The 13,841-nt window shown below is 67.5% G+C and carries 24 protein-coding genes; 2 read left to right on the top strand and 22 right to left on the bottom strand.

Annotated elements, in window-relative coordinates:
- Positions 1 to 54: 54 nt before the first annotated feature.
- The 19 genes from CSW59_RS06140 to CSW59_RS21770 form a co-directional block, all read right to left on the bottom strand.
- A complete protein-coding gene (locus CSW59_RS06140) occupies positions 55 to 441 on the bottom strand; it encodes a hypothetical protein (RefSeq protein WP_099443208.1) in 387 nt (128 codons plus the stop codon).
- Complete coding sequence (locus CSW59_RS06135) at positions 438 to 647, bottom strand: hypothetical protein (protein ID WP_099443207.1); 210 nt, start codon at positions 645 to 647, stop codon at positions 438 to 440. The genes CSW59_RS06140 and CSW59_RS06135 overlap by 4 nt, the downstream gene beginning before the upstream one ends.
- Positions 640 to 1,281 carry a gp16 family protein gene (locus CSW59_RS06130; RefSeq protein ID WP_161495024.1) on the bottom strand — a complete coding sequence of 214 codons (642 nt, stop codon included), beginning with the start codon at positions 1,279 to 1,281 and terminating at the stop codon, positions 640 to 642. The genes CSW59_RS06135 and CSW59_RS06130 overlap by 8 nt, the downstream gene beginning before the upstream one ends.
- A complete protein-coding gene (locus tag CSW59_RS06125) occupies positions 1,278 to 1,586 on the bottom strand; it encodes a hypothetical protein (protein WP_099443205.1) in 309 nt (102 codons plus the stop codon). Before CSW59_RS06125 ends, CSW59_RS06130 begins: the two co-directional genes overlap by 4 nt.
- Complete coding sequence (locus tag CSW59_RS06120; RefSeq protein ID WP_099443204.1) at positions 1,583 to 1,813, bottom strand: hypothetical protein; 231 nt, start codon at positions 1,811 to 1,813, stop codon at positions 1,583 to 1,585. The genes CSW59_RS06125 and CSW59_RS06120 overlap by 4 nt, the downstream gene beginning before the upstream one ends.
- A complete protein-coding gene (locus tag CSW59_RS06115) occupies positions 1,813 to 2,136 on the bottom strand; it encodes a hypothetical protein (protein ID WP_099443203.1) in 324 nt (107 codons plus the stop codon). The genes CSW59_RS06120 and CSW59_RS06115 overlap by 1 nt, the downstream gene beginning before the upstream one ends.
- Positions 2,133 to 2,417, bottom strand: a complete 285-nt coding sequence (locus CSW59_RS06110) for a hypothetical protein (protein ID WP_099443202.1) — start codon at positions 2,415 to 2,417, stop codon at positions 2,133 to 2,135. The genes CSW59_RS06115 and CSW59_RS06110 overlap by 4 nt, the downstream gene beginning before the upstream one ends.
- Positions 2,417 to 2,608 carry a hypothetical protein gene (locus CSW59_RS06105; protein WP_099443201.1) on the bottom strand — a complete coding sequence of 64 codons (192 nt, stop codon included), beginning with the start codon at positions 2,606 to 2,608 and terminating at the stop codon, positions 2,417 to 2,419. The genes CSW59_RS06110 and CSW59_RS06105 overlap by 1 nt, the downstream gene beginning before the upstream one ends.
- A complete protein-coding gene (locus CSW59_RS06100) occupies positions 2,605 to 2,841 on the bottom strand; it encodes a hypothetical protein (protein WP_099443200.1) in 237 nt (78 codons plus the stop codon). Before CSW59_RS06100 ends, CSW59_RS06105 begins: the two co-directional genes overlap by 4 nt.
- Complete coding sequence (locus tag CSW59_RS06095; protein WP_099443199.1) at positions 2,841 to 3,551, bottom strand: DUF3164 family protein; 711 nt, start codon at positions 3,549 to 3,551, stop codon at positions 2,841 to 2,843. The genes CSW59_RS06100 and CSW59_RS06095 overlap by 1 nt, the downstream gene beginning before the upstream one ends.
- Positions 3,548 to 3,724: a hypothetical protein gene (locus CSW59_RS20740; RefSeq protein ID WP_161495023.1), complete on the bottom strand. Its 177-nt coding sequence runs from the start codon at positions 3,722 to 3,724 to the stop codon at positions 3,548 to 3,550. The genes CSW59_RS06095 and CSW59_RS20740 overlap by 4 nt, the downstream gene beginning before the upstream one ends.
- Positions 3,721 to 3,954 carry a hypothetical protein gene (locus tag CSW59_RS06090; RefSeq protein WP_099443198.1) on the bottom strand — a complete coding sequence of 78 codons (234 nt, stop codon included), beginning with the start codon at positions 3,952 to 3,954 and terminating at the stop codon, positions 3,721 to 3,723. The genes CSW59_RS20740 and CSW59_RS06090 overlap by 4 nt, the downstream gene beginning before the upstream one ends.
- Positions 3,951 to 4,325, bottom strand: coding sequence for a hypothetical protein (locus CSW59_RS06085; protein WP_099443197.1), 375 nt, complete (start codon positions 4,323 to 4,325; stop codon positions 3,951 to 3,953). Before CSW59_RS06085 ends, CSW59_RS06090 begins: the two co-directional genes overlap by 4 nt.
- Positions 4,318 to 4,548 carry a hypothetical protein gene (locus CSW59_RS06080; RefSeq protein WP_099443196.1) on the bottom strand — a complete coding sequence of 77 codons (231 nt, stop codon included), beginning with the start codon at positions 4,546 to 4,548 and terminating at the stop codon, positions 4,318 to 4,320. Before CSW59_RS06080 ends, CSW59_RS06085 begins: the two co-directional genes overlap by 8 nt.
- Positions 4,549 to 4,559: 11 nt before the next feature.
- Positions 4,560 to 5,555: an AAA family ATPase gene (locus CSW59_RS06075; protein WP_099443195.1), complete on the bottom strand. Its 996-nt coding sequence runs from the start codon at positions 5,553 to 5,555 to the stop codon at positions 4,560 to 4,562.
- Between the two features lie 83 nt (positions 5,556 to 5,638).
- Positions 5,639 to 7,597 carry a transposase domain-containing protein gene (locus CSW59_RS06070; RefSeq protein WP_099443194.1) on the bottom strand — a complete coding sequence of 653 codons (1,959 nt, stop codon included), beginning with the start codon at positions 7,595 to 7,597 and terminating at the stop codon, positions 5,639 to 5,641.
- Positions 7,594 to 8,079, bottom strand: a complete 486-nt coding sequence (locus CSW59_RS06065; RefSeq protein WP_099443193.1) for a hypothetical protein — start codon at positions 8,077 to 8,079, stop codon at positions 7,594 to 7,596. The genes CSW59_RS06070 and CSW59_RS06065 overlap by 4 nt, the downstream gene beginning before the upstream one ends.
- On the bottom strand, positions 8,072 to 9,043 hold the full coding sequence (locus CSW59_RS06060) for a ParB N-terminal domain-containing protein (RefSeq protein ID WP_099443192.1): 972 nt from the start codon (positions 9,041 to 9,043) through the stop codon (positions 8,072 to 8,074). The genes CSW59_RS06065 and CSW59_RS06060 overlap by 8 nt, the downstream gene beginning before the upstream one ends.
- A 2-nt stretch (positions 9,044 to 9,045) precedes the next feature.
- Positions 9,046 to 9,354 (bottom strand): helix-turn-helix domain-containing protein, encoded by a 309-nt coding sequence (locus CSW59_RS21770; protein ID WP_099443191.1) that lies wholly within the window; start codon positions 9,352 to 9,354, stop codon positions 9,046 to 9,048.
- A gap of 85 nt (positions 9,355 to 9,439) precedes the next feature.
- Between CSW59_RS21770 and CSW59_RS06050 the strand changes: the two genes are divergently transcribed.
- Together CSW59_RS06050 and CSW59_RS06045 are read left to right on the top strand one after the other, a co-directional pair.
- On the top strand, positions 9,440 to 10,099 hold the full coding sequence (locus tag CSW59_RS06050; protein ID WP_099443190.1) for a S24 family peptidase: 660 nt from the start codon (positions 9,440 to 9,442) through the stop codon (positions 10,097 to 10,099).
- Between the two features lie 12 nt (positions 10,100 to 10,111).
- Positions 10,112 to 10,606 carry a hypothetical protein gene (locus CSW59_RS06045; protein ID WP_143754959.1) on the top strand — a complete coding sequence of 165 codons (495 nt, stop codon included), beginning with the start codon at positions 10,112 to 10,114 and terminating at the stop codon, positions 10,604 to 10,606.
- 494 nt (positions 10,607 to 11,100) lie between these two features.
- Here CSW59_RS06045 and CSW59_RS06040 read toward each other — a convergent pair whose 3' ends face one another.
- The 3 genes from CSW59_RS06040 to CSW59_RS06030 form a co-directional block, all read right to left on the bottom strand.
- On the bottom strand, positions 11,101 to 11,322 hold the full coding sequence (locus CSW59_RS06040) for an alkylphosphonate utilization protein (protein WP_099443188.1): 222 nt from the start codon (positions 11,320 to 11,322) through the stop codon (positions 11,101 to 11,103).
- Between the two features lie 85 nt (positions 11,323 to 11,407).
- Positions 11,408 to 12,334, bottom strand: a complete 927-nt coding sequence (locus CSW59_RS06035) for a site-specific tyrosine recombinase XerD (protein ID WP_099443187.1) — start codon at positions 12,332 to 12,334, stop codon at positions 11,408 to 11,410.
- Entirely contained in the window at positions 12,331 to 13,827 is a 1,497-nt protein-coding gene (locus tag CSW59_RS06030; protein ID WP_099443186.1) for a hypothetical protein, read from the bottom strand. Before CSW59_RS06030 ends, CSW59_RS06035 begins: the two co-directional genes overlap by 4 nt.
- Positions 13,828 to 13,841: the final 14 nt, after the last annotated feature.

Here is a 13,841-nt window from a genome sequence, read left to right as displayed (position 1 = left end):
CGGGCCAATGTCGCTGGAGCCACGCAGCAAATAGCCCCCGACAGATGTCGGGGGCTATTGCGTTTCCGGGGTGTCGAAGAGGGGAAGCTGGGGCTCCGGATCCTCGCGCTCTCGGCGCTTGAGGCGCTCGACCGTCCGAAGATGGACATCAACGATCAGGGCCACCTTAGACGATGGGACGTTCTGGGCGAGCAGTTGCCTAGCCCGCGCTCTGCGCGCCTTCTGGCCCCGCAGGTTCGCCATCGGGATGGTGTATTCGATCGAGCCCAGCAGCTCGGCGATCTTGAGAGCCGCGTCGTCGCCGACGATCTGGGCCAGGGCTCCGCCGGGCTTGCCCGATATCTTCATGGCCGTGCCGCCACGAGCGCGAGCCAGCTTCACCGCCGCGTCCACGCCCGCGACGTCGGCGATCTCGCCCAGGATACCAGGAAGGCGGCTCAATGCTGCACTCCCAGCCGCTTGCGGGCGGCGACATAGGCCGCCAGCTCGTCATGGGTGGCCCGGACCAGCGCGGCTTCGTGCGCCAGGGTCTTGGCGCGCCGGCGCTTGATCACGGCCGCGACGGCCTCCTCGCGCGCATGCCGAGCCGCGTCGATGGCCTTCTGGGCCTCGACCAGGTCAGCATGGGCGAAGAGGTCGTCAGCCATGGCGCGCCTCCCTGAGGCGGGCCGCGTAGGCCACGATGGCCGCGTCCAGATCGCGGTCGGAAAGGCTGGCGGCGCTAAAGCGCTCGCCCAGCCGCTTGGCTTGAGCCCAGGCCAGGCGGACCTTCAGGATCCGCACGTGCTGCTTCCTCTCGATGCCGGCCAGATCCTGGCTCCAGCCTTCGCGCTCGGCCATGGCCTTCAAGGCCTCGACCAACTTGAAGCCCAGGCCTTGGTCCATCCACTGCATGCGCTCGACGCCCAGCTGGCGCTTCGCGAACGCTTCCAGCGCCTGTTCCGAGGCGTTCTCGACCACGCCCAGCTGGTGGAGCGAGATCCACATCGCGCGGGCCTTCTTGGCCACCGGATTGTCGGCGCGGCGCGGACCGCGTTGAACCGCGGCGCCAGCGCGGCCGCCGGCGACGGCCTTCGGCACGAAGCCCTGGGCGCGGAAGTGGGCGACCAGGTGCTCCAGCTCGCGCACGGTGCAGTCGGCCGAGCTGCGGCGCCCGGTCTCGCGTTCCAGGACGGCGCGATAGGTGTCGTCGTCCAGGCCCAGATCCTTCTTGGCCAGGTGGACCTTGGCCAGGAGAGCGCGGCGGCCGTTGTCGCTGGCGAGGGCGCGGGCGGCGGTCATGGGCGCGTCGCCTTCTCGCGGATCCGCGCGACGGCGACGTCCAGGCGGTTGACCCATTCACCGGCTGCGCGCTCCAGCACCGGCAGGTTCCAGCCAGCGGCGGGCTCACGGACGTTCTTGCCCCAGTGCGCCCGAAGGATTGCCTCACGCGGATCTTGGCCCAGGATCCGAGCGGTGGCGTAGGCGAGCAAGAGGTGCTGGCCCATGCCATGGGTCTCGCCTTCCAGGATCCGGACGGCGCGCGCGATGCGATCGGCGAAGGTTTCGCCGACGCGGCGGCTGTTCTCGGCGACGAGGGCGGTCATTTCGCCGCCCTCTCGGTTTGATGTCGATCGAACTCGGCGAGTAGATCGGGCGCGTGCCTTCCGAGCGCTTCCGTGGCGTCCTCGGCGGCGGCGGCAAGGAACTTGGCCAGGCTCGGCGTGAGCGACAGGTTCGTTGCCTTCTCCAGGACGAAACGCGCCTTCAGCAGCGCAATGGCGAGTTCGACCGTCGCTTGCGTAGGCGCGGGCTTCTTGCGGCGGGCGACCATCAGCCTTGCCCCTGGAACTTTTGCCAGCGCGCCTTGCGCCGCCGAGAGCGGCGGACGTGCATCGACGGGGTCAGGACGGTCACGATGACGAAGGGGTTGTCCTGGGCGAACACAATCTGGTGGTCGTGGGCGCGCACGGATGGAGCCTTCAGCGCCATGGCCAGGAGCACGTTGTCCGTCAGCATATCCGCGCGGATCTCCTCGACCGGGATCAGCAGCACGCGCTCGATGTGCCGCAGCAAGGCGTGGTCGGTGACCACGGCGCGGGCGCGGACCTTCTGAAGGTCAACTGGACGCCCCTGAAAATCGTTTTGAACGCTCACGACGTTCTCTCCGGCGCTGTGGAGGATGGGCCGCGCCGCTCGGCGGCGCTGGTCGGAAACACGCGGTGAACGCTGACCCGACCCGGCTGGGCGACTTTGGTGATAACGACCCCGGCCCGCTCCAGGCGGCGGGCGGCCTCGACGCGGACCGGGTCGCTCTCGGTGACGCCACTCCCGATCCCCAGGTCGATATCGAGCAACAGCTCGTCTTCGACCTGCGCCCAGAACTTGGCCTGGGCGATCGGCGACATCGCCAGGATCGTTGAGAGGCTAAGGCGCATCAGGCGCTTCCGTTCGCCGGTACGGCCTGGAGCAGGGCGTTCTCCGCCCGCTCTAGCTCGCCGCGCAGTTGTCGCGACGCCTCGATCGAGAGCGCCGCGCCCACTGCCGGAACGCAGATGATCACATAGCCCTCGGCGCGGCCGGTGCGGCCGACGCCATGACAGGGCTCTACGGTGACGACGTCCTTCATGCCGCCCTCCGTTGGAGAGCGCTGGCGGTGGCCATCACCTGGGCCGCCTCTTCGAGGACGGGCCATTCCGCGTCCGTGATCGGCGGGACGTCATGGTCGGGCGACAGATAGCGATCGACGATCTCGGCGACCAACTGGCGCTCGAAGGCGGAAAGCGCGTCGCCGTGGAAGGGCAGCAGGCGCGTGGCCAAGCGAACGGTGAACTCGCGCTCTGGGGTGAGACGGATGTACATCACGCCCTCGCCGCGTCGAGGCTGACCGCGATCCACTGATCGTCGATCGACGGCCGGTGGTAGATGCGGACATAGCGCTTCGTGCCCTTGACCTGGATCGCGTCGCGGATCGCGTCCATCGCCCTCCGCCAGCGGGCGTCCGGCATTTCCCAGCGCAGCAGTTGCAGGAGCGCGGCCCGATTGGTCAGCCCGCCGTTCTCGATGTTGAAGGCGCGGGTGACCAAGCCTTTCAGCAGGTCATCGGCGTTGACGGCCAAGTCGGCGACGACCTGGTCGACGAGAGCCTTGGCCTGGGTCAGTTCCGGGCCGAAGTCGATGATCTTGGCGCGGGTCACCTCGACCTTCATGAGCTGGTCGAAGGTGGTGAAGGTCAGGTTGCCCGCCTTGCCGCCTCGCTTCACCCCGTACTGCTGGTCGAGCAGCTCGACCAGGTCGTCGGCGTCGTCGAAGGTGTGCTGGACGAAGCGGGCGATCGTTTCCGAGAGCGGCAGGGCAAAGCCCAGCACCTTTCGGACCAATTCGTCCTGCAGCCTGTCCTGGGCGCGCATGTTGGCGACCGGCATCAGGCTGCCGTCGCCCGCTCGCATGTAGTCGACGCCGGCGACGTCGATGATGCCGGTGCCCACGGCGCGATACAGCGGATGGGCTTCAGCGGTGGTGGCGACCTCTTCGGCCTCGGCGAGGGGGTGAGCTTCGGTGAAGGCATTCATTGGAAACCGTCCTGGGTGAAGAGCCGGCGGGAGGCCGGCGGTGACTGAGGGTTGAAGGCGGCGACGATCGCGGCCTGGCGCTGGCGCTCGCGGCACTCGGCCGGGTCGAACCGGTGGAGCACCGGCTGCGCCGCCCAGAGCCAAGCCGCGAAGCGCGACAGCAGGGCGATCACGGCAGCGTCTCCTGGATGAAGCGGCCCAGCCGGCTATGGACGGCGGGCGCGCCAGTCGTGGCGAGAACCGCCAGGGCCTGCTCGGGCGTGCGGCCGACCAGGCACCAGAGCGCCAGGTCCACCTCGCCACGGCTTCGGCCGACCGCCTCGGCGATCTCGCCCAGGCCGATGCTGGCGGACGACAAGGCGTAGACGGCCGCGAGGCCGGCGATGGTCCAATCCCGGTTCATGCGTTCCCCCTGGTCGGGAGGTCGGCCGCTTCGGTCTCAGAGACCGCCCGCGCCGCGCGCGCGCCGTTGTGGGCGAGCTGGGCGCAAACGCAGTCGATCGGCCCGAGCATCTGGTGCTTGGCGAACGCGCCGATCGCAGAAGCGAGGGCGGCGAAGATCGCGTCGTCCCCGAAGCCCCGACGCCGCGCTTGCTTCAGCACGGCCTGCAGGGCGTGTGAGGTTCCGCCGAAGTCGATGACCTGTTGCGGCGTCCCAGGAGGGTCCATCTGGCGCGCGATCTCGATGCCGGCGGCCACGGTCTCGTCGGCTAGCCAGACCACGCGCTCGCAAATCTCGGCGCTCGCGACTTGAAAGACGAGGGTCTCAGACACGGGCGCCTCCCGCGACGGCGTAGAACTGGCCCTTTTTGGGGTCCGGGCTCTCGTCGATGATCGGCCCGAACTCATCGAAGGCGGCCTGGATGCGGGCCGTCAGGCGCGCGAAGGCTTCCGGCGTCAGGGTGTTGTGACGGACGCTGACCTTCAGCTCCCGCAGGGCGTTGCGGCCATCGCGGGCCTTGTCCAGGTCCATCGTCGAGGTGTGCTTGAACAGCATGACGCTTCTCCTCAGAGCCAGATGCCGTAGAGCTGGTGGAAGGCGCCGCGCAGGTGCTGGGCGCCGAAGACCTCGCCAGTGGCGATCGTCACGCGCAGAGCCTTCTTGAAGACCTTGGTGACGTTGCGCAGACCGCCCGGCTTGGCTGCGATCGCCTGACATATCTCCAGCTCGGCCTTGGTCAGGTGGACGCGGTTGGCGTTGGCCCAGGCCCAGGCCAGATCGGCGACATCCTGCTGGTCGGGCGCCGCGAACACCCGGCGCTCGCCGATCCGGCTCGACATCTGGGCGAACTGTGGCTTGGTCGAGCCGGTGCCGACCTTCTCGTTCATGGTCGGGTTGCTCAGCAGGACGATGCCCACGGGCTTGCCCCGACGGTCCGTGGCGTCGTTGATCGCGCGGACCTGGTTGAGGGCCTTCTCCGAGAGGATGTTGGCCTCGTCGATGATGATGACGCCGGGGGCCTCCAGGGCCTCGTCCACCACCATCTTCCGTAGCATGGCCGGCGAGCCAGTGACGTCCTTGCGGCCCATGGCCGCCAGGATCTCCAGCAGCATCGGCTGCACGCCATGGGTGGCTTCGTCGATGTAGACGTACCAGGCGCGGGGCGTGGAGTTGGCGTAGCGCAGCGCCGTGGTGGTCTTGCTGATCCCCGGCGGGCTGATCACCGAGACGATGTCACCGGACACCCTGGCGCTGTCCATCAGGGCCAGCAGCAACTGGCTGATGCCGAGTGCTTGGAAGTCGGGCTCGATCGGCTCGCGCAGGCGGGCCTCGTCCGCTCGCTGACGAGCATCCAGCCACTTCTTGAGGGTCAGAGCAGGCTTGTTGCTGTCGCCCGCGTAGGAGGCGCTCAGATACGAGCTGATGACGCTGGGGGCGAGGCTGGTTTCGCGGGCCAGGTCGGCCTGGGTGAGGCGCGGCGGCCCTTCCAGAGCCTGCCGAACCTCGGCGCGGATCTCCTCGTGTTCCTCGTCCGTGAAGGTCGTTTTGGAGGGGTGGATCATTGTGCTAGCCTTGAATTCCTTCGTGGGTTGCTAGGTCTGCGGAGTCGTCGGCTCGTCGGGGTTGCAGCCCCGACGGGCCGTTTTCATGAGCCGCCCTGGAACCGGGCGATGAGCGCCCGGTCAGCAGCGTCCGTGAAATCGGATTGGGTGGTGTTCGCCCGGCGCGGGACGCCGAAAGCCGGGACCACCACGTTGGTGGCGTCTGCCGGGATCTGCACCGGCGCGGGCGGAGCAACGGCGTCTAGCTGGGCGGCCAGGTCGTCGATGCCCATGCGAACCAAGGCATCCTTGGCGTCGCGGATCCGGCGCATGTGCTTGCGGCGCTCGCTTGTGATCTTCTTGGCGGTGACGACGCTGTTGAAATCGCCCTCGATGTGGCGCGGGACCTGCAGCAGGAAGCGGCCGTCCAGCGAGTAGAGGAAGACGTCCTTCGACAGATCGTCGGGGTCGAACCGGGCGATGACCTTCTGGCGCTTCAGGTCCGCCAGCTCCGGGCTCCAGTAGCGGTTTCCGACGATCGACACGGCGCCCGAGGCCGGGTCCATGGGGCGCGGCTCCGAGGCCAGCATGCAGTAGCGGAGCTGCTCGGCCGTCAGACGGCGCGGCGGCTGGACGGCGATGCCTTCCAGATAGACCTGGCGGAAGGACCGGCCGTTCATGCCCGTGCCCGAGCGACCCAACTGGTCGCGATAGAACTCCAGCTCCTGGCGCACGATGCGCTCGAACTCGGCGATCGGGACCGCCCGCGAGCGATGGTTCTCGGGTTTGGCAATGGCGTTGTGGCCAGTGTAGGCGCCGGCGAAGCGCGGGTCCTTCGCCAGCTCGTGCGCCCAGTCGCGGAACATGCGCTCGACGGGCTTGGCCTGGCCCCAGTAAGGCGTCGCCGAGATGGCCTCGACGCCGAGGATCTTCAGCAAGCCGGCTGGCTCTTCGTGAACCGACTTGGGACCGCGCATCCGGTGGATGCCGCCCTGGATCTGCTTGGCCTGGTTCTCCGAGCCGTTGTCCATGATCAGCCGCTCAATCAGGCCGAACTCGCGGAAGGTGTCGCCAAGCGCCAGGCGAACGATGTCGCTGTTGAGGGTGCGGTCGAAGCGCAGGCCTAGCGGCATGCTCGACGCGATGTCTTGGACCGCGAGGCTGTAGGGGCGGCCGCGCGTGCCGTCTTCCCACTCGACCTGGACGTCCCAAAGGTGGCCGTCGAGGTTGGCCACGGCGTGAGGGTAGAGGCCTTCCTTCGACCGTGTAGCGTAGGCGAAGGTATGGCGCGCGGCCTTGGGCCCTTCACGCTGGTATATGATCACCGGCTCGGGAACCTCGGCGACAATCCGGCGCTCGAAGTACTTGGCGCTGGGCAGGGTCCAGCCGTTGACGCCGGCCAGCTTCTGGATGTCGCGGTAGCAGCGCGCGTGGGTCGGCTTCTCCTGGCGCAGATACGCCGTCTTGTAGGCCTCCCAGGCGGCCTGGGGGCACTCGGCGCGCGAGACCCGGCCCGCGTAGCGCGGGGCCAGATACATGGCTCGGTCTTGGGGCTCAACGCCCGCGATCAGGCCGAACCAATCGTGGAGCGTCCGCTCGGAAACCTCGGGCTTGGCGCCCGTGGCGCTGGCTAGACGCACAGCCTCGCCGACCGTCTCCTTGATCGCGCCGGTCTTGGTCATTCCCGCGCGCTGCAGTTGCTCGACGCGCTGGATGAACCCGAGGCGGCGCACCGCCTCGTCCTTCAGGCCCTGGGGGAGGCGCTCATAGCGCAACAGGGTGCTTTCGCGATCGGCCAGTTCGGCCTTCGCGGGGCGCACGTTGGCCAGGTGCTTGCGCGCGGCCTCGGGTAGCAGGCTGACGTGGTATTCCAGGCCACCGCCACGGCCGGCCCGCTTGCGGCTAGCCGCGGCGCCACTGGCGTCCCGATAGGTCGCCCAGCCCTCGCGGTCGGCGACCATCTGGACACCCCGCGTGCTCGTCGGCAGGCCGGGCAATTTCAGAGCGGCAAGCTCAGCAGTCGTGAACCACTCCTGGGCGGTGATGCTGGCGCGCGGGCTCATCGGCGGGCTCCACGGCCGACCTGCAGCGGGGCCTGGTTCGAAAGGCGCTTGGCCTCGGCGGCGTAGAATTCGGCTTGCTTGCGGGCGTGAGCGGCCTGAGCCAGCAGGGCTTCCTCGCCCTGCAGGATCGTCAGGCCCTCGTCCTTCAGAACGACGTTCCAAAGCCACGGGCAGCCGGTCGCGCGAGCAAAGGCCACGAACCTCACCAGGCTGATCGTGTGGTTCTCGCGCGCCTGGCTGGTGTAGGCGTCGATCATGCCCTTGCTGATATCGATCTGCAGGGTCTCCGACATGCGGCGGGCGATTTCGTATCGGTCGATACCGTGATCCCGCGCCTCGTCGATCGCGCGGGCCATCGCCTGGGAGATGCGGCCGTTGAAGTCGAGCGCAGAGCCCATCTCGCGGGGCGTTTCCACCGGGAACAGCCGCGAGTGCGAGAAGAGGTCCAGGGTGTCGGTGTCGTGGGCGCGGGCCTTAGACATTGGCCCGCTCCATCACGGCCCAGGCCCCAGGCAGCTTCTCGCCCTGCAGCGCGTGCAAGATCGCGGCGCGGTGGGTCGGCGGCGCCTTCTTCCAGATCGCCATGAAGGCGGCGACGGTTTCATCGACCGGACGCGGTGGCGCAGGTGGCGCGGGTTCCCGGCCGCTAGCGATGACCAAGGCGTCGGGGAAGGACTTGGCCTTTTCAGTGACCAGGGCCTCGGCGGCGCGGAGCTGCTCGGCCTTGTCTGGAACCGCCGCAAGCTGGCGCAGAAGGCCTTCGTTCTTGGCGATCTTGGTCCCGGCGACCCGGACATGGGTTTCAGCCGACAGGCCGCGCGCGATGACCAGGGCGCGCTCTACGGTGCGCTTGTCGACGCCAAGGTCTGCGGCCGTTTCGGCGCTGAAGCCCATCGACGGCGGCACGTCGCCGAGAAATTGCGACAACTTGTCGGAATTGGCCGGGCGACCGCGTTTCGGCGCAGCGCCGTCCTCGGCGACACGTTCAGGATGGAGCTTTGCCCAAACATCCAAGCGCTCGCTGACGAACACCGCGCGCTCTAGCGCGGTTAGGCCCCGCCGAACGAGGTTCTCGTCGATCTCGACCATGCGGGCCTGGTCGTCGGTGAGGTTCCTGATCGTGCATTCAACGTCGATCCAGCCGAGCTTCGTAGCTGCTGCGTGACGGTGGGCACCTGTGACCAGTCCGAACACCATGTCATCGCCGTCCATCTGGAGGGGACGAACCAGAATTGGTTGGTGCATGCCGCCCTCGCCCATGGACACCGCCATCCCATCGACGGCGGCGGGGACGACGGGTCTCAGACGGTTGGCGACGATGATTCGATCTAGCCTGATGCGGCGCCGAGCGGGCGGTAGCGCTTCGCTAGCCTGGCGAGTGGCAGCGGGCTCCCCGTCTCTTACGGTTGCGGGCGACCGTGACTTTTTGGCTTCCCCCGACGTCATGTTTAAGCCGCCCGAGAGTTTTGACGGTGCGACGCGTCACGATCGTGATAATTTTCAGCACGAACGTTGCGGTATCGGAGGCCATCCGGCGACCACCGCAACGGCCACAGCTCATGAAGGGAGACGCCTAGGAAACGCGAGATCGCAAGTTCAGCTTTTGGCAGGGGGCGAATGAGAGCAACGCGACAGGCGCTCTCGTCCAGACCAGCGTCCCGAGCTAGCCCCGCAAGTGTTTTGCCGCGTTTTGATACCTCCGCCCTGATGTCGGCGGGGTGCCATCCAGCGGGTTTACGGGTCTTCTTAGCGGCCATCTGCTGTCACCAACGTATATCACGTGCGTGACAATAGACATCACATACGTGAACGCGGTCAAGCGCCTTTCGGCGTCATTTGCGCATGGACGCTCACGAACTCGTCGATTTCGATTATCAAGGCTTCGGGCAGCGGCTCTCGGAGGCCATCTTTCCGGAAAAGCCATTCACGTTCGCGCAACGCACCGGCGTGCCGCATGCGACCCTTCACAAGTATCTAAAAGGTCAGGGGACATCGCCGCGCCTAGACATCGCCGCCCACTTGTCGCGCGCGGCAGGCGTGACGCTAGAATGGCTTGTTTGGGGCGATGGCGACGGCCCCAAGGGCAACGACTTCATCAAGGTCCCGCGCTTCTCCGTAGAACTGGCGGCAGGCCATGGTCGTTGGAATGAGGCGCGGCAATGGGTCGAAGATGTGCCGTTCACGCCCGAATTCTTTCGCAAGGTCCTGAATCGGACTAGCGCAACCGGCCTCTCCGTCCTGGAGGCAAGGGGAGACAGCATGTTTCCCACAATCCACGACGGGGCGATGGTGTTGGTCGACGAGGGGCAGCATAGAATAGCGGACGGTATCTTCGCCTTCGTCCTGGACGGTGACGCCCGCTTGAAGCGGTTCCGGCGTACAATTACCGGCCTGACGATCATCTCCGACAACCCGGCCTACCCCGCCGAGGAGATTGACACGCCGCAGTTGAGCGCGCTTCAAATCATCGGACAGGTGCTTTGGGTGAGCCAGGCGCTCTAGGGAGTTTAGACCGTGACTGTGAAGGTGGGCTTGTTGGTGATGACACTCGCGTTGGTTCTGGCCGGCTGCGATAAGTCCGCCGAACATGAAGCCCAGACCCGCAGCGAGCGAGACTGGGCTCGCCAGAACGCCGAGAAGATGGCCGCACTGAATGTGAGGCTCGACAACGGCTTCAGCGACGCGAAGATCAACCCTAAGGACGCGGGCCGAGTGTGCCGCGCCGCTGTAGCAAGCCTGATGGGGCGAGATCCGACCCTTATTCGCGTTGCCAGCAGCAATGAAGAGGGCGTCGACGTGTCGTATGTCTCGCCAAACGACGGGCGCGGCTGGAGCAATCACTGCGCCATCAACGGCGACCGGGTGAGCTGGACCACGATATCGAATGGCGTGCAGGGCCGCTGGCGGACCGAGGACGATATTCGTTACGCCCTCAACGGTCCGTCCGTGAAAATCACTGTTCGCACCAACGGCGAGCTGATGTCCCAGAAGACCTACCAGATCGATTGATCAAGCGGGCCGAGCCTCATAGGCCGTTCCAAGTTCATGATCATAGCGGGGCCGGTAAATCCGGCACTTTTTTCTTTCTAGATAAGGCTTTAGCCGAACTTGGAACCGGCGCATGAACTTGGAAGCCCACTTCCAGGTTCGCTTCCAACTTTTCGGCCGCCGATCGCCAGTAAATCCCCACGACCATCACCCTTCGCCGAAGCGCCTTCTAGGAGCGTTCCAGCCCCGTGCCACAAGGGGTTTTGGGAAGTCGCGGGGAAGTACTCTCGAAGGCCCTTGGAACGTATATTGGGAACTGCGAAACTGACTGTCTAATTCCGCCCCAGGCGGCCAAATCGGCCGTTTCCCCGAGACAAGCCATGGCGCCGATTTTTTCCGGGCTCACCCCGCCGAAAGCCCCGCAGCACAAGGCTTTGTCCCATGTCGTCCCGTTTGGTCCCGGCCCATCCCGGTCACTGCGGATCTAAATGTCTAGCCACAGAGGATTTGCGCCCCTACGCCTTCTTGACGAACTCCGTCCGCAGGACCAGGCCCCGGACCTTGTCGACATTGGCTTCGATTTCGTCGGGGTCGCCGGTCAGGCGGATCTTCTTGACCACCGTGCCGCGCTTCAGGGTCACGCCGCCCGAGCCCTTGACCTTCAGGTCCTTGATCAGGGTGACGGTGTCGCCGTCGGCCAGGACGGTTCCATTGGAGTCGCGGGTTTCGTCCGACATGGCGGGCCTTTCAGGATAGGGCGGCCGATGAAGGCAAACCCGTAGATTTGGTGTGGACTTTCCTAAGCGGTGGGCCCGCCGCGCGTCAATGCGGGGTCTTCTTGCGGCCCAGTGGGTGCTTGGTTTGCACCACGTGCGCCAGGTGCTCGCCGGCGACATGGGTGTAGATCTGGGTGGTGGCGATGTCGGCGTGGCCCAGCAGGGTCTGGATCACGCGCAGATCCGCGCCGCCTTCCAGCAGGTGGGTGGCGAAGGCGTGGCGCAAGACGTGGGGACTGACCTTGTCGCGGTCGATGCCGGCGGCGATGGCCGCGTCGTCCAAGAGCTGTCCCACCCGCCGCGCCGTCAGCCGGCCCGAGCCGCCACGCGAGGGGAACAGCCACGGGCTCTCCTTCTGCCCCTTCGCCAGGAATGAAGACCGGCCAGCCAGATACGCCTTCACCGCCGCGCGGGCCGCGTGGTTCAGCGGGGCCAGCCGCTCCTTGCCGCCCTTGCCCTTGACGATCAGATAGGCCGGGTCTCGGGCTAGAGCCGCCAGCGGCAGGGCCAAGAGCTCGGAGATCCGCAGGCCCGAGGCGTAGATCAGCTCGATGATGCAGGCCAGACGCAGGCCCTGGGCGCTGTCCTTGGCGCTGGCGGCGGCCAGCAGGCGCTCGATCTCGTCGCGCTCCAGCACCTTGGGCAGGGGCCGGCCGGCCTTGGGCGCGGCGACGCGGCGGGAGGGATCGTCGGTGCGCCAGCCCTCGCCCAGCACGAAGCGATAGAACTGCCGAACCGCCGAGCGGCGGCGGGCGGCGGTGGCGGGCGACAGGCCTCGCGCGCCCAGATCCTGGAAATAGGCCTCGACGGCTTCGGCGTCGGCGTCATCGAGGTCGCGCTTCGAACGGGCCAGGAAACCCCGCGCGTCCTCCAAATCCTTGCCATAGGCGGTGAGCGTGTTGCGGGCGGCGGCGCGCTCGACCGCCATCATCTCCAGGAACGCGTCGACCCAGCCGGACGCGGATGCGCTCATTTGGCGTAGGCGAGGCTAAGCAGCCCTTCGACCACCACCGCCCGCGCATCGACGGGCAGGCCGGCGCGGTTCAGGGCGCGGGCGATGCGAGCGCGGTCGGCGGGCGCGGGCCCGTTGGCGCCGGCGTCCAGCGCGATCGACAGGGCCAGCAGCGCCGCCTCGCCCTTGCGCTTGGCGCTCCCGGCGTCCTCCAGAAGCTGGACCCGCGCCGCCGAGGCGGCCGGACGCCCCAGGTCGAAGGCCGCGAACTGGGTCCGCGTGTCGGCGTCCATCGTCCCGCCCAGGCTGGCCAGCAGCACGGCGGCGGCCTGGGCCGGCGACTTGGCGGCGGTCGCGCCTCGGTCGATCAGAGCGCTCAGCACCTGGTTGTCGACCTTGCCTGAAGCCGCGCCGATCAGGGCGTCCAGAATGGCCAGGTCCGTGGCGGTCGCGCCGGGGATGGCGTCCTGCGTCAGGCGACTGCGGATCGCCTGGGCGCTCTCGACATCGCCAGCCGCCACGGCCGCGCGGGCCATCAGAACCGGGTCCTGCAGCGGTCCTCCGGCCCTGGCCAGGGCCGCGATCGAGGCCGCCGAGGCGCGCGCCGCCTCGACAAAGGCCGGCGCGCTCTTGGCCTGGCGCAGGAAGGCCAGATCCGAGGCCTCGACGGCGGTCAGGTCGTGGCCGATGTCGGTCGTCGGGGCTTGAGGCGGCGTGACTACGGGCTTCAAGGCCGGCGAGGCCGTGGCCACGGCGGCGGCGGACTGGACATCCAAGCTCAGCCGGCGCGAGAGGGCGTAGTTGACCCCGTTCTTTAGATTGGCCGCGCCGGGCGGCGTCCCCGCCAGGGCCGCCCCCATCAGGCGAGCATAGTCGGCGTCTTTCGTCTGCTGCTGGACCAGTTGGAAGGTCAGCTGGGCGGCGTCGGTCTGGCCGGCCTTCAGCTGGCAGAAGGCGCGCAGCCGCAGCCAGTAGGTCGCGCTGCGATCAACGATCAGGTCCTCCTCGGTGCGGCAGGCCTTGTCGTCGTCTCCGGCGATCAAGGCGGCTTCGGCCGTCGCCATCGACAGCCCCGAGCTGCCGGGACCGCCAGTCGCGCGGTCGAGGATGGTGTTCGCCGCCTTGGCCTCGCCCAGGGCGATCAGGGCCAGACCGCGCGCCGCGCCCATCTCGACCTCGTCACCCACCTCGTCCGGGGCGTTCGCGCCCGTCAGGAGCACCCGCCGCGCCAGGTTGGCGAAGGCCGGCGACAGAGGCTTGGTCCCCGCGAGCTTGGGCAGGATGTCGCGCATCAGGCCCGGCGCGGCGTCCTTCCAAAGATCCCCCGGAATTCCAGTATCGGCGGCGGCTCCGGAAAAGTAGTCGGGCGCGGCCAGAGTCTTGACCCTGACCTCCTCCTGAGCGCGAGCCGCGCCGCAAAGCGATAGGATGAGCGCGCTGGACAGCAGCAGCAGACGCGAAGAACGCAGGGGCGAGATCGTCTGGGGTGAGATCATGGAGCGGTTATGACGCATGACGGGGTTCTCGC

This window comes from Caulobacter sp. BP25, from assembly GCF_002737755.1.
In the GTDB taxonomy this organism is placed as follows: Bacteria; Pseudomonadota; Alphaproteobacteria; order Caulobacterales; family Caulobacteraceae; genus Caulobacter.
This window is presented reverse-complemented; position numbering and strand designations above follow the sequence as displayed.